Genomic DNA, 17,095 nt, shown 5'->3' on the forward strand with positions numbered 1-17,095 from the left:
ATATAGACAGTCAGTCAAAAAATAGATCGCTGACTGTCTATGATAACTATTGAGCATTATTTTTAGCCCGCTCAGCACGTTTACGACGCATTTCTTTTGGATCAGCCAATAATGGGCGGTAAATTTCCACCCTATCACCCTCTTCCAAAATATCCGTCAACTTGACAGGACGGCTATAAACTCCGACTTTATTCTTTTGCAAATCAATATCATTACGCAAAGCCAGCAAACCTGATGCAACTATTGCCTGCTCAACAGTTGCACCTTGAGACAATTTCACCGTACGCAGATATTGGTGATCAGGCAATGCATAAACAACTTCGACATTGATATCAGACACGATAAACCTCGCGTGCACGCAAAGTAAAAGCCTGCACCATACTCCCGGCAAGTTCCTTAAAAATCTTACCAAAAGCCAATTCAATCAGTTTATTAGTGAACTCAAAATCAAGGCGCAATTCAACTTTACAGGCATCTTCACTCAATGGTATAAACTGCCAGCCTCCCATTAACTTACGAAAAGGCCCGTCGACCAGTTGCATATTAATACTTTGGTTATCGGCCAGAATATTCCGGGTAACAAAGGTCTTACTTATACCCGCTTTCGAAACATCGACTGATGCAGTCATTTCGTTATTGCTAACACTCAACACACGACTGCCAACACACCCCGGTAAAAAATCCGGATAAGAACCGATATCATTGACCAATTTGTACATTTGTTCCACGCTGTACGGTACTAACGCAGAGCGACTAATCTGTGGCATATAATTTCCTGTAAGGCTTAATTGTAGCAAATAATATCACCTATACGTGATCAAAGAAAAATCTGTCAGCATATAATGCAATAAACACTCATTAATCGGCAAATATGCACGGGAAAAGATTTCTTTCACCAAAGCATTCAGTATAATGCATACACTATGACAAAGAAAAAAGCACACAAACCCGGTTCGGCAACCATTGCCATGAATAGACGAGCTCGTCACGAATACTTCATTGAAGAAGAATTTGAAGCGGGTCTCTCGTTACAAGGATGGGAAGTCAAATCGCTGCGCGCTGGTAAAGCCAACATCAGCGACAGTTACGTTTTGCTCAAAGATGGCGACGCTTATCTTTTTGGTGCCACCATCACCCCATTAAATGTAGCTTCTTCCCATGTCGTCTGTGATCCAATGCGTTCACGCAAACTCTTACTTAATCAGCGCGAACTTGACTCATTATATGGTCGAGTCAATCGTGAAGGTTATACCGTTGTTGCCTTATCTCTCTATTGGAAAAATGCTTGGTGCAAAGTCAAAATTGGCGTAGCGAAAGGCAAAAAGGCACACGACAAACGTTCGGACATCAAAGAACGTGAATGGAAATTAGACAAAGCACGTATTATGAAGAATGCCGGGCGATAAATTCTGGTATTATGGTTTAGTGTTCTGATATACTTGCGTCTAAGACACTTGGGGCTGATTCTGGATTCGACGGGATTCGCGAAACCCAAGGTGCATGCCGAGGGGCGGTTGGCCTCGTAAAAAGCCGCAAAAAAATAGTCGCAAACGACGAAAAATACGCACTAGCAGCTTAATAACCTGCGCAGAGCCCTCTCTCCCTAGCCTCCGCTCTTAGGACGGGGATCAAGAGAGGTCAAACCCAAAAGAGATCGCGTGGATGCCTTGCCTGGGGTTGAAGCGTTAAATCTAATCAGGCTAGTTTGTTAGTGGCGTGTCTATCCGCAGCTGGCAAGCGAATGTAAAGATTAGACTAAGCATGTAGTACCAAGGATGTAGGAATTTCGGACGCGGGTTCAACTCCCGCCAGCTCCACCAAATAAATCAAGGGGTTACGTGAGAACGTAGCCCCTTTTTCTTTGTCTATGTCCACTTTACGTCCACCCATTTTATTTTTATGGGCATCAATGGACACTACCTGCACCACTGTATTCCTGCTGATTCATCACTGAAATTACTTAAGATGCTTGAACGTAACCCTGCACTTATTAATGAATTAAACACACTTTAATGCTTTCACTTTCTCCTTGTCATAATGCAAAAGGAGAAAATAATTTCAGTTCTGTATATCCTGTAAAGCCGCGCCCTATCTGATTTCTATGATAAATGCACGGCTTTCCTTCATGATCTTATTTTTCATGTAAAATATAATTTTTCCTTTAATATCATTGCATTGTAATTTTCTCCGTTGTCTTCTTTTGATCCAAAAACTGAAATTTCCTGAAAATCTTTTCAAACCTTTCAGTTTGTGATTTCTCTCACACCGCCAGTTCTGGTGCGGTTTGGCAGTTTGACTTGTAAGATTTTAAAACTGAAAAAATTTTTTGATCCAAAACATGCAGGCGGGTGCGGTGTAGTGCCGTTTTCGTCATAAGTTCGCTTATTTCGTCATAAGCAAAGTGAGACAAACCGTCACTAAGGTATTTATTTGATTCTTGAGTCAGATAATACAATCGGTTAAAGTAGTGTCGCCATCGGCAAAATCCGATGGTCAAGGGGTCGCAGCCTTGGATTCATCAACACTGGTAAAGACTATTTACCAGTGTGCCTGCTATCGCACCTTCTATGGCGGTTCAGGCAGGGGAGACTAACGTCTCGCTGGTTTGATGAATCCCAGTACTGCGAACCCTGTTTGAATCGCCACCACCAAAGAGGTAAGCAGGAATATGAAAAAAGACTGGCACACCGCCGATATTATCGCTGCGATACGTAAGAAGAATAAAACGCTGGCATCATTATCCAGAGAGCACGGCTTAAGTTCTTCAACATTAGCCAATGCTTTAACGCGCCCCTGGCCTAAAGGGGAATTACTGATTGCTCAGGAAATTGGTGTCACCCCTGCTGAAATATGGCCCAGTCGGTATTTTGACGAAAATAAGCAGCCTATCAAACGAACCGTCCGACATGATTTACCAAACAATTCCGATATCACATCAGTTATTTCTATATCCGAAAAAGTAACGACAACTTTTAAACCACTAAACTAATATAACACTCTGAATTATCAGTTTCTTATTACACTCATTGTCCATTCTTTAATATCAGAATTGTATTCAAGCTCTATGAAGGTGTAAAAAAGCCCGCATGTTGCGGGCGAGATAATTGTGTTTCAGACCATCGAAACACAACCCCGTAGCGCTGATTGATACCGCATTTAAAAAGGCATCCCAATGTTATTATGTGTATGACTCACAATTGTTTAACCATATCAAGCGATTAACTCATTAATTTCATTATACTAATCTGTTGACTACCCCCATACTACCGGAACAATAATCGCCTGATTACTGATTCAAATCCAGTAGGGATTGCCAAATTTAAGCTTTTAAATCAGTATTTTTGTGAAGGGTAAAGATTATAAAACACAGTAGCTTGATCAAAAGCGGTAAATGTTAAAGGCCACCGGGAGGTTACCCCGATGGCCTTAGCTACGTTTCCGTTATCTATTTCAGAAATGCACGGATCAGCTCTAAAAGCGCGATTAACGCTTTGAGAACGATGATAGCAGTGTCAATAAATGCTTTCACCCGTTTGCTCCAGTTAGGAGCACGACTTAACCAGCCATTGCCTTTACGCTGCCTGTCCGGCTGGCTTCCATCAAGTCAGTTAAGGAATATCGCGCTCTGACCGAGGCACTGAATCAGCACCACCTGTACTCAGCCAGGACTTACGAAAACTTGCGTCAGAGATACACAGGCCAGAACGCTACCCCAAACTAACAGCCGTTGATTATAGGTTTATTTTCAGATGATTCAATCAATTGAAGTGATGAGTTGGTAAAAACAAAAAAACCAACTGGTGAGGTTGGCTTTTTTGTTTTTACCCATACAGGGTAGAGGTATCTTTTGTGCTATTACCAAGATTGGTAGCCTCAGTCCTAGCGCGATATTCCTTAACTGACATAACCAGTCTAATACCTATAGCATAAAATATCAACCTAGGGTACAGCGTAAAGAACCTCACACAAATGGACGATATTCACCCAATCACCGGCAAATATTTCTGTTTCAGTCCATCGGATTTATAGACCGTGTTCCTTATCGCGCTGGCGTTCTCCGGCGTGCCTGTGTTATGGTGCGTATGCGCGGCGGTCAGTTCCGCTAATTCCTTAACCACATCCAGCGTCTCTAACATCAAAGTCATAACGTTGATTTGCTGGCTGCCCACCCAGACCACTGGCGCGACGATTTCTTGCCGGGCTCCGGAGATGCTCTGCTTAAGCAGGCCAATTTTTTCTATCAGCGTTTGCCCGATTTCGATATTGGCCTCTTTCCCCACACTGGCAATGAAATTTGATGATGTCGCCACACTATAGTCACCGTCTGCGATTTGCTGGACAGCACCCGCCAACAGCATAGACGTGCCCAAAACCGTGGTCTTATCCGTGGCCTGTATCGTGGTTCCCCGTGCGACTACCGTGCGTGTTTCCGTGTCTGCCCTGACTTCACGGTGCATGGACGATTCGTTAATGGTCTGGTCAGTCTGACGAATCCAACTCCCCTCCTGCGTGACGCGCTGCGAAACTTCCGCCCGCTGCTGCTGCAATTGTTCGCCTGGCTTGATATCGGGTAAGGTATTGCCCTGGCTTAATGTCTGCCGGATAAAGGGCTTGTCCGGCCTGCCCGCCTCAAAAGCGATTTCAACCACCGTTCCGACTGGCGGATATTGAAACAGACCGGATTCACTGCCCGCCATCGGCAAAGGCAGCGGGACAGCGTGGTAAACAGGGACAGCGGCATCCTGACCATCATTATCTAACAATTGAACATCAACGGCATAGCGCGGTCGGAATGGGTCGGAAATATCACCGCTAACCGTGCTTTCGGTGTGTGCCTCAATGCGGGCAAATTTGGGTAAGTGCAACCCTGCCGACAATTCGGGGTAGACGGCATCAATCTGGCGCTGCATGGGCGTTCTGGTCTGAGACTGACCGATCAATTCGTTGATGGCTTCCCATGTAATCACCATGTTTTCATTATTCAGATTAACTTTGTTCAGCCGGTGCTGATTGACTACCACACCTGGGCGCAACGATGGGATCATGGGAATGGTCATGGCATTGCCCGCCGTCTGGCGCTGGCTAAATTCATTGGGGATCTCTACCGGTTTCCCCGCAAACATCGAATGCGCCCCACTGCCGACATAAACCGAGCCATCCGGCAATTGATACCAGAGATAATCCTCAATCGAAAAAACCTGCCCAAGATTAGCCAGCAACTGATAGCCGGTACCATAATGGGTAAAATGCGGGATAGGTGTCTCCGTATAAGGGGCAKCCGGCAATGTRAAGGTSAGTCCGCTGTGCTCCTGCAACCAGTCCGCAATCTGGTTCAGTGTTGGATGCTGAAATGAACACGACCATAATCGGTCAAACACCCCGACCAGCTCACGCACAAACAAACGCTGGTAACCGTTTTGGGCTGGCTGTGAGCGTTCCACATAGCCCGTGAACCAGCGCAATACCAAATCCGTGTAACCGACATCCAGCCGCACCCATTTTCCAGTGTAATCGGTTGTCGTTTCCGCCGTGATAAAACCACGGCCACAGGATGACAGTTCCAGCATAATATTGGCGTCAACCAGGTGAATTTCATCACCGGAAAGATAGAGCCGGTTAATCGGTGTCATTATTTGGCGGGKCCTATTTTGTCATTAATCGGTTTCAATACTTTTCTTTCAAACCAGCTAAATTTTTCCGGCGCTTCTTTTGCTATGGTTGCGCCCTGACCTGTTTGCTTTTTGGCCTGAATATTATCAGCAGTGCGGGCRTCCCGTTTTTCGGCAATAGAGAAATGTTCACGTAAAGTAAATGTGACCTGCCATGCCTGTTTACCGTCAATTTTGCTGGCATCAAGGGTATGAGTGAATGTCCCGATACGAAAATTGATGGCCTGCGCGGTAAGGTTAGCGACACGGTAGCGTTTTAGGCTGCCGCCGTCTTTCGCTTCCGCCAGGGCAAATAAGCGTGACAGCGTTTTTTGTTCGGTAAAGGGGATGATCCCCGTAATGCGCAACTCTTTAGGCTTAATGCCTTGCTCTGCCACGGCGGTACTGGATGACTGGCCGCTTTGGTCTGTGTCCTGAAACATCATCGATGGGGTTACGGTCAGACTTTTTAATGGTACGGCCTCGCCATCAAGGGCGAGTGTGATAATTTGGCTCATTGTGTAGCATCCTTTCTAATGCGCTAATATCGTCCCCGACAAATAATGTCGCCAGCGTGTAAACGGCGTCCTGTTCGGGGATATCCTGACGCAATTTTTCGGCCAGAAATGCGCCATTCCCTTTCCCTGAGAATACCCAGACACCCGCCGATTTGTCACTGACGCCATTCATGGCGGCAGTGACTTGTTGTAAGGCGTTCTGTCTTGCCGTGGTGAAGTGTGTTAATTGCGATTTCAATCCCGCAATACTCTTGCTCACACTGACCTGTGCCTTCGCCTGCGCAACCAATTGCGCATTCACGGCCAGGCGGCTGGTCGATGTTGAAAACGGTTGAGACGGCGGCAAACCGCCCCCCGCTCTCCCAGGCAATTGCATTTTGGTGATCGCCAGCCGTTCCGCTGTCTTTGCCATACGGGTGACCTGAGAAAATACCGGCAACGGCAACACCGCTGAAAATTGGGTTAAATACTGGATAAATTCATTATGCGTCTTCGCGCAGATCATGAGTACCACGGCGCTTATGTTTCCAGCGCCCCTGATTTTATTTGCCAGATAATTGATGGCGTTTGCCGGACTCAGATAGCGACCGCTGTCCGCTTTCTGTCCGATGCCGTATAAGAACGGATGGACGGATAGCATCGAGCAATGCATCCCCGTCATATTCGCGGAGATGCGCATCATTTTCCGTTGCCAGTTCATCACGCGGGTTGCTCAGGCCAGTTGATACCGGGGGCAGTTGAAAGGTCTACCCGGTTCACCCGCACACGATATTTTTTCCATTCTACGAGTGCTGATTTTTCGGCATCAGTGGCGATATCCAGATCAACGGCATCCTGCAAGGGCTTAATTACCGCATCGGCCTGCTGCTGTAGCGAGATTTTCTGCTGCTCAGCCTGTTCAATTTGATGAGCTTTTAGGGCTGATTTATCTGTGACCCATTGCTTATTCTCCCATTTATCAAAGGGAGTTTGGGGTGATTGCAGGGTGAGATTATCTGGCAATGCACCGATGGCGGTAATATTGATCGGCTGGCCTGTATCGGTTGCATACGCCGTTTTACCCCGATAGTCAGGCACATGTCGCCAGGATTTTTCATCTACACGACGACAAATCGCAACGTCATGGGTGTCAGGTAATTCGGGCGCATCCAAATACGCATTAGCCGCAACAGAAAAACCGCGTGGCACCCGATCCATATCGGCCCCAATATATTCTCGTGTTTCAGGATGACAACGATAAACCGCCACCCATCCGCTAACAATGGCTAACCCATCATCATCAAACCGGGCCATTTGAATATCTGCACTGTATTTAGCCATTACTTTACCCTCGTAATATAAATCACTGATTTGTTGACAGGTCGGTTTTCATTTGCGGTCGGAACCACTCTGGACGCGTCAAATGTCCATGAAACCACCCCACCACCGGCACCGGCTGCGCGACCGCCTGCCTTATACCGGTAGCTGAATGCCCCAGACGCGTTGCTCCCGCTCTCAATAGTGGGATTACCTAATGATCCCGTGATATTTCTGATCGCGTCCCCCTGAACACTCCCTAACGAACGACCGGAATCTAAACCGCGTCCTCTATCCAGACCACGCTTAAATAAGCCTCTGTCATCAGGTAATTTCAGATCGGGAAAAATTTTGGCCAGCTCAGGGTAATCTGCCGCACGGAATGAGCGCCCCTCATTGGGTTCATATCCGGCAGGTATCGGCGCAGCCGAATGCCATTCGATAGTGGCGCCAATAGGGATACCCATCGTCATCTTTTGCTCTACGGCACCGTTAGCGTTGAGAAATCGAGTGTGCAACTGTGCATCGGCATCAATCCAAATTTGCCCCGTGTCACCCCCTACTCCGATGCTCACCCCTTTGGCCCATCCATTTTCCCGACCACAAGAAAACGGCCCTGAATAATGCCTGCCCGGTAGCGCAGTCATATAGGTAGTCTGGTGATAGGCGCCAACATCACCCGCCATCAAACTGATATCAGACAATAGCGATTTCCCGTTAATTTTCCTGTCATTGGGTACAGCATTCCTTGCCCGTTCGACGGTTTCCACTAAGCCTAGGTTTTTGACAAATTCATTCTTATTGGGAATATCTGCGCCGTGCTGGTTTTTAGCCAGGCGACTATTGGCGTTTTCGCTGACAACGGTTAATGCTGCATTAGTGGCATAGTCCCCTTTCGACTGTTTCCCATGCAGACCGCTTTCCAATGCCTGCTGAGTCGCATATTCCCGTTTCATGCTATCAATCTCTTGATGAATAGCGGAAATATCACGGTCATTCAATGACCCTTTAATGCGCAAATCCATCACATCACCGTTGCCATCAACACCCGCAACCGCAAAGACAAAATGCGGATACCCTGCCGCATCGACGTAGTTTTTAAGATCATTGGCTGCGACGATATGAACGACAGTTTTCCACTGGCTCACCAAATTGCCTTGATAGCTAAAATCCGCATAAACACGGGTATCACGCAGGCGGTTAAGCGTTTGGTCAAACACCAATTCACCCCGCAACCCGCCGACATAAGCCAGCCCTTTTTTTACCGTGTATTGATCACCACTGCGAACCACGGAAAACCCATCACCGAAAAAAGCCGCTTCGCCGTAACTGTCGGTATTAATCAGGCGCTGCATTTCATCGATGCCAGACAGACGGGCGGTAAAATCAATCTGCCAGGTTTCCGCCGTGGTCGTGATAGCGGTCTCTTTAGCTGCCCCGTCAAACTCCAGCAAGAAAGAGCGGGTGAGCACATTTCCCTGTAATCCATTAGCGGTCTTAATTTTTTTCTGAGTTGGGGCATGGGTAATCATGCCAATAATGCCAGAAGCCTTATTTATCAGGCCAATCCAGTTAAAATCAAAATGACCGGCTTCCGTTCCTAATGTAACACTGTAGGCTACCGCGTTTTCGCTCGCTAACCCTGTTTTGTTCACAGCCTGACGATGCACAATATGACTTTCGGCGGGTAATTTCTCCTCGCGATTAATGGCAAGAGCGGGATCTAAATCCGGCACATAAGCAAAAACAAACTCATCCAAAACCACGGGCTTTCCCGCCGCAGCTTGCTGCGCTTTCCATTTTTCAAAGTCTACGGTAATCACTGATGCCATATTATTTCCTTATAATGATGCACCGTAGGTCATATTAGGTACGGTAATCTCCTTTAAACTAGCGCTATCAAAAACGGACTCACCCGACATGTCACCCACTTTTAATAGCAAGGACGGCGAGGACATGGCCGCGTAATAACAGCAATATTCCGCGCCAAAACTGCCCACACGTATAAGCAGTTGATTTTTTGTAATCACTTCAAAACGGTAGCGACGGCAGGTACGGCCGTACTGACGAATAATGTTCATTAGCAAATCAGGGTTCTCGGCTATTTGGCCGTCACTGATACGCAAAATAATCACATCCCAATCTATCCCTGGCTGGCGTTCCAGTACTTCAACATCACCCACCCCCAGGCGTTCAAAGATGGCGATAAATCCCGCGACACTGCCCGCATCTTTGGCGTTAATAAAGGCAAATGTTACTCGTTTGCGAAACAATTCCATTGGCTCACCATTAAATCGGTGAATATCCCGCTGATAGGCCAAAACTGATAATAGCGATTCTGAACACGTCTCCGCGTCCAGTTGGGCTAACGGCCATTTCAGCCAGGCATACATTGTCAGCCAGAATGCCCGCGCAGCACGGAGCAATTTGGCCGGTTCCCCCTTATCCATCCATGAGGGCAGCGCCAGCCGTGTTAGCCGCTCCTGGAATTCAGACATGCTTCACCTCAACTGACAGCGATTGCAGTCTGGGCACACTCAAATCACTGAGAATGTCATCCAATGAAAACGACAAAGAGTCAATTTCGGTAAATTCACGGTGAATTTCACGCCCTAAGTTCGAAAAAGAAAATCGAGAGTACGGCCAAGTTTTTTTCACGTGATATTCGGTATTTTCCCGAAAGGCACAGCGGATAAGGTTTCCCACCTCCGTTTTTAAAGCGGCGATTTGTTCCTGGCGATAGTTCGCCACATTCTCGACAAATAGCGTCACCGTCAGCGCGTGATGTGTTTCCGGCAGCGGTAAACACTGCATATCATCACCATGCCCATGATACCCCTGATAGGTGATGTAATCGTTCACGACGTCAATAAAGGGCTGGCTGATAACGCCCGAATCCAGTAATAAATAGGCGTTTGCCGTTCCGGTGCCACGAGGCGCATCATGCAGGAAAAAAATGCGGTCGATACTTAAGCCTACAACACTGGCAATCATGCTGCGGTAAACTGCGTCCGTGTGATAGTTACCCACAAGGTTATATTGATTCCGGCAACGATCACGCAAATCATCGTCAGATTCCGCATCTGCGCCGGGTGTCAATAACCAACCTTCCTCATTCTGCACGCTTTCAATACCGGATACGGACACGGGCAAGAGACGAAAATAGCCGGGCGCAAGGTTGAATGCGCCCCCTGCGGTCTCTGCGATTACAGGCAGTAAGGCACTGGTGACCCCTTCCGCAATTACCACGCTTTCCGTGGTGCTGACGCGATAGATTTCGCCATTAATACGTTCAGTCTGGATCACCGTTCCGGCGGGCACGGTCACCATCGATGTCCCTGCGGTTTTATAGAAGCGGAGCACACCCTGCGCAGCGGATGCGGGTTTACGTTTCAGGTTGACGCCCCACGCAAACATATCCAGCCATGTGCCGGATGCGGTCGCCAAATACATATTTTTTAAGGTGACATTGATTAACGCCGCTTTCAGCCATAACACAGGGCGCGTCACTAGGGTGTTAATCAGCCGCCAAAACGGGGACATCCACGAGGTGTTGGTCACCAATCCGGCTTCATCGACCACTTTAGCAAATGCCGTGCTGATATCGGTTTCCGTGGTTGGCATCCCGCTATCACGTAAGACCTTTTCATAATCAATCGTCGGTTTAGTTTCCATTGCCCACGCTCACGTTGATACGGCCAAACTCGTAAGTTTCGGCGAATATCCATAATTTAGTCGGTGATTCTTCATTAATGATGATCGTCCCTGGAATAATTCGCTCGTCGTCTTCGACCAGCATTTCTATCTGTGTGCGAATGTCTGCCCGTAGTGTTGGACTGCGTTCGGCAATAAGTTTCGTTGCCAGACCACTTTCAATAATGGCGTGTACACAATCCTGACCGATAGAAACACGGTTATTGCAGAAACGCGGTTCATTCCCTGAATTGAGCACGAAATTGCACTCGTTAATGAACAAATCAATATATTTCGGCTCATCCATATGCCACGTGCTCCCATTCTGTTAATTGCTCAGGTGTCATGCCGTTGGCAATATTCAGCGTCACATTTTCAATACGGCGACTGTTATCATTGAGGATCTGTGAATGGGTTGTTATCCCTTTTATCAGGCCATTTTTGCCGATACCCTGCTTTTTCCCGCCCGTTAATACACTCCCGTTTTCTGGCGGTTTAATTGCTTGCACAGGCGGGATCATGGCTTGAGGTTGCCCCTGAAAAATCCCCTTGGATTGGGTCATCAATTTTGGGGGACTGTCCCCTACGCCCATACTAGGAGCCGTCGCTTTTCCCATGGGTTCAGCGACGGTTTTTTCAATGGCCTGGGTTTCAATATTGATACCGGGAATACCATTTAATTTATCGATAATCCCATGGTAGCTGTCAGAAAACGATTTCATCAGCCAATCCCATAAACCGCCGAAAATATTACCGATACTCTCCACAATGCCCGAAAAAGTATCCGCCAGTGAAAAACGGCTAAACCCGTTACACAGATTATTCCAACCCTCCGCGATCCCATCCCAGACCGCACTAAATATCCCGCCGACCCATTGCACATAAGCCGCCACAATCTTAAATGCCGTGGTGTTCATCATGGTGGCTTTAATTTCGTCCCAATGCTGGATCAGCTTATAAATGCCGTAAGCGAGCAAAGCGATAACGGCAATAATCAGCAGTATCGGCCAGCTCATCAAGGTGAAAGAGACACCCGCCGACATTGCCGCAATCCTGACAGCCAACAGAACACCCCGCAAAACTCTTAGCGTAACGTTCCATACGATAATCGCAGCGTTATAGAGCCATACTGCCGCCGCGCCCAATTTTAAGCTCAAAGTACAGGCGGTCCAAATCCCCTTAAGGCCAATCCAAATAAATTTAGACACGCCCATCACGATATTGGCGGCAGCCCCCGCAGCGGCAAAACTCAGAATACCGATAGTGATATAACCAACCCAGCGGGCGATATTCGGAAATAATTTCAGCCAGCGCCCCAGTAATTGACCGGCATTGGCAAGCCTATTGACCAGTGAAGAGATCACCGGGAGCAATGTTAAACCGACGGCGATACGGATATTCTGCCAAATAGCGTGTAACCGTTCCCACGGGTTCGCCATCCGCTCGGCCATTTCGCGAGCACATTTCAGGCCATCATTGGCCCCTAATGCCGAAATAGTCTTACGCAGTCTATCCACATTGCCATACAATTGTTTTACGACAATGGCAGAATCGCCAAACGCCTCCTCAATTTCCTTTTGTGCCTTGAGGTTGCCCTCAATGTTCCTGCCATATTTGGCCTGTAACTTTTCCAGCATTTCCGGCAGGGTTAACATATGACCGGACGCATTAACAAAGCTGATACTGAGTTTCTTCGCGCCCTCAACGGCATCGGTCAAAAACGATTCATAAACACTACTGGACTCTGTACCCAATGCACGGTGCAATTCTCCCAATACCGCCAATTGTTCATCAATGCCTACCCCGAAATGCGTTCCGGCTGCACGTGCCCCCTCCATCAAATCCGCGATTTCATCCAGACTGGCGCCAAATGTTTTCGACATGATGATGGCTTTTCCCGCCAGTGCCTCAGCAAATTGAATATTTCCCACGGCTTTGGCATGGCTGGAGAAATTCGAAAACATCTGCCCCATATATTTGGCCGTCTCTGTTGCGCTGGATTTCAGGGCGGCAGCGGTGATATTGGCAATGTGAGTCATCTGCGGTAAGTCATTTTGTGACAGTTCGCTCATCTTCTTACTGATTTCCACCGTTGATTGCACAAATTCAATAGAGGATTTGCCATACCGTGAACTGAATTTCATGGCATCCGCAGCCACTTTTGCCATCGCACCACTATCAACCCCCTGAAGTGAGGCTTCTGTCATCGCATCATCCCATTGAATAGCCGGATCAAGCACTCCCTTAATTGACCAGAACGTCCCCGCTAACCCTGCGCCGCCGACGGCAATTTTTTCAAACGCTGTTTGTGATACTTTGGCAAACCCAGAAACAGCCGCTTTCGCACTGGCAAGCGGTTGTGTCAGTTTATCAATTAGGCTCAATGTAAAATCTAATTGCCTCATGGTTCACCCTTTAATGCCAATGCAATACCATTCGCGGTGGCGATCCGCATATTTTCCCAATAACGATTATCCAGCCAAATTGCACGGGCTAAATTGTCCTTATTATCGTTCTCATTCGGTAAATAATGACGGCGCAATATTAGCGCTTGTTCAAACAGGCTGTTATCAATGGATTTAACCCGCGTATTTAGTTTTTTATTTCAATTTCCAGTTTTGGTGCATATTCCGAATTAACCTTCTCAACAATTTGCATCGCTGCACCAGGGATTTGTAATAACTCATCCAACACGGATTTAAACGCAGGTTGAATAATACGGCGCAAATAGGTAACAATGGGCACGACCTTATTATCCATTGTCATATCATTAATCATGCTGTTATAGGCAATAATGTTCGGCTCGAATGTCATTTCATTTTCGCCAATCATTAAGGTAATCATTTTATTTTCTTTGATCATGAGTTAATTCCTTTCTTTTATTAATTTCATCCACTAATTGATTATGCCGCGCGGCGCAATTGCCATATAAGGTGGAATACTCCATCACGATATTGGCTAAATTATTTCCGGTCATCCCCATCAGTCGCGGTAACGTTTCCTGGCACTTTTTCAGTAGGTTTTCCTGATAGAGTACGCTCGATATTTGCGGCTGTATCGTTGTACATCCTGACAAAATCAGGGCTAACGCACACATGAGTAAAAACAGGCTTGACCACCTCAGTACGAATTTCTCGTGAGGCAGCATTAGCGATCCCCTCCAATTTAGATTCCAGTTGCCTTGCGGATTCACTGGAAATCTGTTGCATTTCCTGCCGGATTTTCTCCCCTGCGACATCTACGGCATGAATAATTTTCAGCTCAACACTGTCACGGTAATAGCTGCTTACCTGCCAACCTGCACAGAACGCCAGGGCAAGGAAAGTCAAATACAGCGTCCGGGCATTGAACATCATTTCACCCCATTATGCGCCAGTGAGAAATGATTGCCGTCCGGTCGGGAAAATCGCCCGCCCCATGTACCGCCAAGGGATTCCCAATATTCTCCTAACGGTAAATAAGCATGACTGTTTGTCTGATACTTACCCCGAATAAATAAATTCAGATCTATCGCCAGTCGCTGAATATGCAGACTATTAGCAATGCCTTTCCCTGTCTGAGCGTTCAACTTCGCTTGTTCTGGTGTACGGTAAGCCTCGCCCAAGGTGAGGTGATAACCGCGCTCATCTGCCCATAAAATCAGTTGAGCGATCAAGACTGTAAAAAGCTGTTGTTTTTCACTCAGTGTCATTTCTTTAACCTCCCTGTTAACAAGGCGCTACCTCGCTTACGTAACCAGACTTCAATTAACTGATATCCAGCAATCCCTAATGCGCTGCCTATCCCTGTCACCGCTATCGGACTGATACCCGGCCACCAGATCAGCAATGCCCCCGCCATCACCGACACCGCCGACCCTAAGATAATCCGACCAATAAACAGCCGTAAGGTGATCGGTTCGTTGCTTGTAAGCATTTTTCCTATTGCGATAAGTGCCCCTAGCCATACCAACGTAATAAATGTCTTTTCGTGCTCTTCCATGAGCGCATCTTATCCAATTAGGCTTTGCGTCAGTTCTGCTTCCAGATAGGGAATACCATTAATGCGCACAAAATCGGGGCTGGTCACCACGAATTTCACTTTGTGAGTCATCACACTACCGCCTTTAGGGTCAACGTCCAGAATGTCGCTAATGATGAGTTTGCAGCCGTAGGCTTCAATCTTGATTTCTTCATTGCCTGCTTTGGCATACCACATCAAATCAACGGGCTGAATGCCTCGCCATGAACCCGCCGCGCGCGCTTTGGCAGTGACGATATCCAGATATTTGGTGCTGAGTTCAATTTCCCCCTCTGCCGCCACATCACCGGAGAGGTAACCATCCGGCACGCCCTGCGTTTGGGCGGCGGCGGTGTTATCAGTAATAGACAAACTGACCTTTTCCGCATGAACCAGATCCCCGTCCATATTAAAATCAACCGACTGGCCTGAAATCCTTTTGCTCATGCGATTTTCTCCAGACTGCTATCCAGCAACAGACTGACAGCGATCCCTTTCGGACATTCGTAAGTGCGGATAGTGATATAAATTTCCACCGTGTTTTTATTGCGCCATGTAATCACCACATCGCCATCTTTCGGGGATTTCACCTCGCCGGGGAAAGTGACCCCGTTAATTTCAGTACTGCGCGACATTTCACGCAAGGTACGGGCGAAGTATGCCTGATGCGTTGCGATACTGCCCGGCGTACTGTTTAAGCTACGGTCAGCAATTTTAGCGATAGCCTGCAAACGTACTCGACGCGCGACTTTATCAACAACCCGCAAGTTTTCGATACTTTGGTAGTCTCCGCCTTCTACGTCCAATGTGCGACCATCTGACCAATACATGCCGTCATAATCGGGATACCACATCGGCACACTGAAACGCAGTTTTTCCAGTGCCTGCAAGGTTGCCAGATCCATCGGCTGGCCTGTGCCATCTTTCGGGAAATCGGTTGAACCCAAATCCATCAATACCCCGGTTTGTACCCGTGCGGGACTGTCCGCCACGGTGACGGCGCGGTTACATAAACGCCCTGCCAATACCCCCGCTTCATTGCCCCACAGACACGGCACCAGTTGCACCGATGCCACAGCTTCGCCCTTTTGTAGCTCTGCCAAGCGGGCGACATAATCCGCCCAAGTCTCTTTTGCCTGTGTGCCATCAACCGCCAGAATGGCCCACTGCCAGCGACCAAATTTAGCCATCGTGTTGGCTCGCAAGGTTTGCGCTGCCTTAATCATGGCTTTGGTTGCGCCGACCGTCAGCGTATAGCCCTCAACACTGGCTATACGCTGCGCCGACGTCACCGCCTCAACAAACGCCAATTCATCCGCCAATTCCGGCAATACATGGATATAAACGGGCGGCAATCCGTTGCCGATAGGTTTTTACCCCTGATTTTGGATTGCACTGATGAGCTTTCAATAACCAGATATCCGCCTGCTCCAGCACATCCAACCTATCAACCGAACTCGCCTTAATGTAGGCGTTATCCCCTTTCAGCAAGTTCAAAGCCGCAAATTTGTAGTATTTCGCCTTGATTTTCTCGTGTATTTGCCATTTTTCAGTCACATTGTTGAATGTCCTTGAAAAATAGGGTTCCACGCTGTTTCCTGTTTCGGCCTCCGCCAGTGCCCAGAGTAAAACGGTGTCGGCAACAAACGCCGGAAAGCTACTGCGAAAATTGTCGGGGGTGAGCTGTCCTTGCTCAATGGCGATATCCGCCCAATCCAATCCTTTGGCAAAATCCCCAATATCAAATAACCAAATCACACAGTAGGCAAAAATCGGGTTTCGGTAAATTTCCCCCTCGGCTATGTAGCGTTCCGCCGTGGGCAGATAATTAGGCAACAGTTCCCGCTTTTTCATCTCTACCCGCTCCGCCGTTAACGCCAACTGGCGTAACCGCTTAATATCCTGCTCAATGGCGCGGGCTTGCAGGTACATACTCGCCCC

General features: G+C 47.7%; 22 protein-coding genes and 1 other RNA gene. 3 read left to right on the plus strand and 20 right to left on the minus strand.

What is annotated here, in order from left to right:
• Nucleotides 1–46 precede the first annotated feature (46 nt).
• Together D3222_RS06470 and D3222_RS06475 are read right to left on the minus strand one after the other, a co-directional pair.
• Entirely contained in the window at nt 47–340 is a 294-nt protein-coding gene (locus tag D3222_RS06470; protein WP_118985424.1) for an RnfH family protein, read from the minus strand.
• Nucleotides 333–767 (minus strand): type II toxin-antitoxin system RatA family toxin, encoded by a 435-nt coding sequence (locus D3222_RS06475; RefSeq protein ID WP_118985425.1) that lies wholly within the window; start codon nt 765–767, stop codon nt 333–335. Before D3222_RS06475 ends, D3222_RS06470 begins: the two co-directional genes overlap by 8 nt.
• Before the next feature lie 156 nt (nt 768–923).
• On the opposite strand from D3222_RS06475, the gene smpB reads away from it, so the two are divergent.
• From smpB to D3222_RS06495, 3 genes are all read left to right on the plus strand, one after another.
• Nucleotides 924–1,406 carry an SsrA-binding protein SmpB gene (smpB, locus tag D3222_RS06480; protein ID WP_015833415.1) on the plus strand — a complete coding sequence of 161 codons (483 nt, stop codon included), beginning with the start codon at nt 924–926 and terminating at the stop codon, nt 1,404–1,406.
• A gap of 50 nt (nt 1,407–1,456) precedes the next feature.
• Nucleotides 1,457–1,820, plus strand: a transfer-messenger RNA (tmRNA) gene (ssrA, locus tag D3222_RS06485).
• Between the two features lie 848 nt (nt 1,821–2,668).
• On the plus strand, nt 2,669–2,989 hold the full coding sequence (locus D3222_RS06495; RefSeq protein WP_118985426.1) for a helix-turn-helix domain-containing protein: 321 nt from the start codon (nt 2,669–2,671) through the stop codon (nt 2,987–2,989).
• Nucleotides 2,990–3,445: 456 nt separating this feature from the next.
• Here D3222_RS06495 and dinQ read toward each other — a convergent pair whose 3' ends face one another.
• From dinQ to gpM, 18 genes are all read right to left on the minus strand, one after another.
• Nucleotides 3,446–3,517 carry a damage-inducible type I toxin DinQ gene (gene dinQ, locus D3222_RS26615; protein ID WP_369293964.1) on the minus strand — a complete coding sequence of 24 codons (72 nt, stop codon included), beginning with the start codon at nt 3,515–3,517 and terminating at the stop codon, nt 3,446–3,448.
• Between the two features lie 463 nt (nt 3,518–3,980).
• Nucleotides 3,981–5,630, minus strand: a complete 1,650-nt coding sequence (locus D3222_RS06500) for a hypothetical protein (protein ID WP_118985427.1) — start codon at nt 5,628–5,630, stop codon at nt 3,981–3,983.
• Nucleotides 5,630–6,166: a baseplate complex protein gene (locus tag D3222_RS06505; RefSeq protein ID WP_118985428.1), complete on the minus strand. Its 537-nt coding sequence runs from the start codon at nt 6,164–6,166 to the stop codon at nt 5,630–5,632. Before D3222_RS06505 ends, D3222_RS06500 begins: the two co-directional genes overlap by 1 nt.
• On the minus strand, nt 6,138–6,866 hold the full coding sequence (locus tag D3222_RS06510) for a hypothetical protein (protein ID WP_232832426.1): 729 nt from the start codon (nt 6,864–6,866) through the stop codon (nt 6,138–6,140). Before D3222_RS06510 ends, D3222_RS06505 begins: the two co-directional genes overlap by 29 nt.
• Nucleotides 6,866–7,486, minus strand: a complete 621-nt coding sequence (locus D3222_RS06515; RefSeq protein ID WP_118985429.1) for a tail fiber assembly protein — start codon at nt 7,484–7,486, stop codon at nt 6,866–6,868. Before D3222_RS06515 ends, D3222_RS06510 begins: the two co-directional genes overlap by 1 nt.
• The gene (locus tag D3222_RS06520) at nt 7,486–9,294 is read right to left on the minus strand and encodes a phage tail-collar fiber domain-containing protein (protein ID WP_118985430.1); all 1,809 of its coding nucleotides are present in this window, start codon (nt 9,292–9,294) and stop codon (nt 7,486–7,488) included. Before D3222_RS06520 ends, D3222_RS06515 begins: the two co-directional genes overlap by 1 nt.
• A gap of 9 nt (nt 9,295–9,303) precedes the next feature.
• Nucleotides 9,304–9,960, minus strand: coding sequence for a phage tail protein (locus D3222_RS06525; protein ID WP_118985431.1), 657 nt, complete (start codon nt 9,958–9,960; stop codon nt 9,304–9,306).
• Nucleotides 9,953–11,137: a baseplate J/gp47 family protein gene (locus D3222_RS06530; RefSeq protein WP_118985432.1), complete on the minus strand. Its 1,185-nt coding sequence runs from the start codon at nt 11,135–11,137 to the stop codon at nt 9,953–9,955. The genes D3222_RS06525 and D3222_RS06530 overlap by 8 nt, the downstream gene beginning before the upstream one ends.
• On the minus strand, nt 11,127–11,462 hold the full coding sequence (locus D3222_RS06535; protein WP_118985433.1) for a DUF2590 family protein: 336 nt from the start codon (nt 11,460–11,462) through the stop codon (nt 11,127–11,129). The genes D3222_RS06530 and D3222_RS06535 overlap by 11 nt, the downstream gene beginning before the upstream one ends.
• The gene (locus D3222_RS06540; RefSeq protein WP_118985434.1) at nt 11,455–13,560 is read right to left on the minus strand and encodes a phage tail tape measure protein; all 2,106 of its coding nucleotides are present in this window, start codon (nt 13,558–13,560) and stop codon (nt 11,455–11,457) included. Before D3222_RS06540 ends, D3222_RS06535 begins: the two co-directional genes overlap by 8 nt.
• Nucleotides 13,557–13,697 carry a DUF6890 family protein gene (locus tag D3222_RS24970; protein WP_157975293.1) on the minus strand — a complete coding sequence of 47 codons (141 nt, stop codon included), beginning with the start codon at nt 13,695–13,697 and terminating at the stop codon, nt 13,557–13,559. The genes D3222_RS06540 and D3222_RS24970 overlap by 4 nt, the downstream gene beginning before the upstream one ends.
• A 50-nt stretch (nt 13,698–13,747) precedes the next feature.
• On the minus strand, nt 13,748–14,017 hold the full coding sequence (locus D3222_RS06545) for a putative phage tail assembly chaperone (protein WP_118985435.1): 270 nt from the start codon (nt 14,015–14,017) through the stop codon (nt 13,748–13,750).
• Between the two features lie 101 nt (nt 14,018–14,118).
• A complete protein-coding gene (locus D3222_RS06550) occupies nt 14,119–14,511 on the minus strand; it encodes a hypothetical protein (protein ID WP_118985436.1) in 393 nt (130 codons plus the stop codon).
• A complete protein-coding gene (locus D3222_RS06555) occupies nt 14,508–14,846 on the minus strand; it encodes a M15 family metallopeptidase (protein WP_118985437.1) in 339 nt (112 codons plus the stop codon). Before D3222_RS06555 ends, D3222_RS06550 begins: the two co-directional genes overlap by 4 nt.
• Entirely contained in the window at nt 14,843–15,136 is a 294-nt protein-coding gene (locus D3222_RS06560) for a phage holin family protein (protein WP_118985438.1), read from the minus strand. Before D3222_RS06560 ends, D3222_RS06555 begins: the two co-directional genes overlap by 4 nt.
• Before the next feature lie 9 nt (nt 15,137–15,145).
• Nucleotides 15,146–15,601, minus strand: a complete 456-nt coding sequence (locus D3222_RS06565) for a DUF2597 family protein (RefSeq protein ID WP_118985439.1) — start codon at nt 15,599–15,601, stop codon at nt 15,146–15,148.
• Nucleotides 15,598–16,509, minus strand: a complete 912-nt coding sequence (locus D3222_RS06570; protein WP_232832427.1) for a DUF2586 domain-containing protein — start codon at nt 16,507–16,509, stop codon at nt 15,598–15,600. Before D3222_RS06570 ends, D3222_RS06565 begins: the two co-directional genes overlap by 4 nt.
• On the minus strand, nt 16,466–17,095 hold a 630-nt coding region (gene gpM, locus D3222_RS06575; RefSeq protein WP_118985447.1), incomplete at its 5' end, for a phage terminase small subunit. The genes gpM and D3222_RS06570, both read right to left, overlap by 44 nt.

The organism is Photorhabdus sp. CRCIA-P01, from assembly GCF_003545805.1.
Lineage (GTDB): Bacteria > Pseudomonadota > Gammaproteobacteria > Enterobacterales > Enterobacteriaceae > Photorhabdus > Photorhabdus antumapuensis.

Bases quoted from the DNA above. Each gene is read 5' to 3' on its own strand.
- D3222_RS06530 (WP_118985432.1), bottom strand. From the start codon at position 11,137: ATGGAAACTAAACCGACGATTGATTATGAAAAGGTCTTACGTGATAGC.
- D3222_RS06525 (WP_118985431.1), bottom strand. From the start codon at position 9,960: ATGTCTGAATTCCAGGAGCGGCTAACACGGCTGGCGCTGCCCTCATGG.
- D3222_RS06550 (WP_118985436.1), bottom strand. From the start codon at position 14,511: ATGATGTTCAATGCCCGGACGCTGTATTTGACTTTCCTTGCCCTGGCG.
- D3222_RS06520 (WP_118985430.1), bottom strand. From the start codon at position 9,294: ATGGCATCAGTGATTACCGTAGACTTTGAAAAATGGAAAGCGCAGCAA.
- D3222_RS06540 (WP_118985434.1), bottom strand. From the start codon at position 13,560: ATGAGGCAATTAGATTTTACATTGAGCCTAATTGATAAACTGACACAA.
- D3222_RS06535 (WP_118985433.1), bottom strand. From the start codon at position 11,462: ATGGATGAGCCGAAATATATTGATTTGTTCATTAACGAGTGCAATTTC.
- D3222_RS06555 (WP_118985437.1), bottom strand. From the start codon at position 14,846: ATGACACTGAGTGAAAAACAACAGCTTTTTACAGTCTTGATCGCTCAA.
- D3222_RS06475 (WP_118985425.1), bottom strand. From the start codon at position 767: ATGCCACAGATTAGTCGCTCTGCGTTAGTACCGTACAGCGTGGAACAA.
- D3222_RS06510 (WP_232832426.1), bottom strand. From the start codon at position 6,866: ATGAACTGGCAACGGAAAATGATGCGCATCTCCGCGAATATGACGGGG.
- D3222_RS06565 (WP_118985439.1), bottom strand. From the start codon at position 15,601: ATGAGCAAAAGGATTTCAGGCCAGTCGGTTGATTTTAATATGGACGGG.
- smpB (WP_015833415.1), top strand. From the start codon at position 924: ATGACAAAGAAAAAAGCACACAAACCCGGTTCGGCAACCATTGCCATG.
- D3222_RS06495 (WP_118985426.1), top strand. From the start codon at position 2,669: ATGAAAAAAGACTGGCACACCGCCGATATTATCGCTGCGATACGTAAG.
- D3222_RS06560 (WP_118985438.1), bottom strand. From the start codon at position 15,136: ATGGAAGAGCACGAAAAGACATTTATTACGTTGGTATGGCTAGGGGCA.
- D3222_RS06545 (WP_118985435.1), bottom strand. From the start codon at position 14,017: ATGATCAAAGAAAATAAAATGATTACCTTAATGATTGGCGAAAATGAA.
- D3222_RS06515 (WP_118985429.1), bottom strand. From the start codon at position 7,486: ATGGCTAAATACAGTGCAGATATTCAAATGGCCCGGTTTGATGATGAT.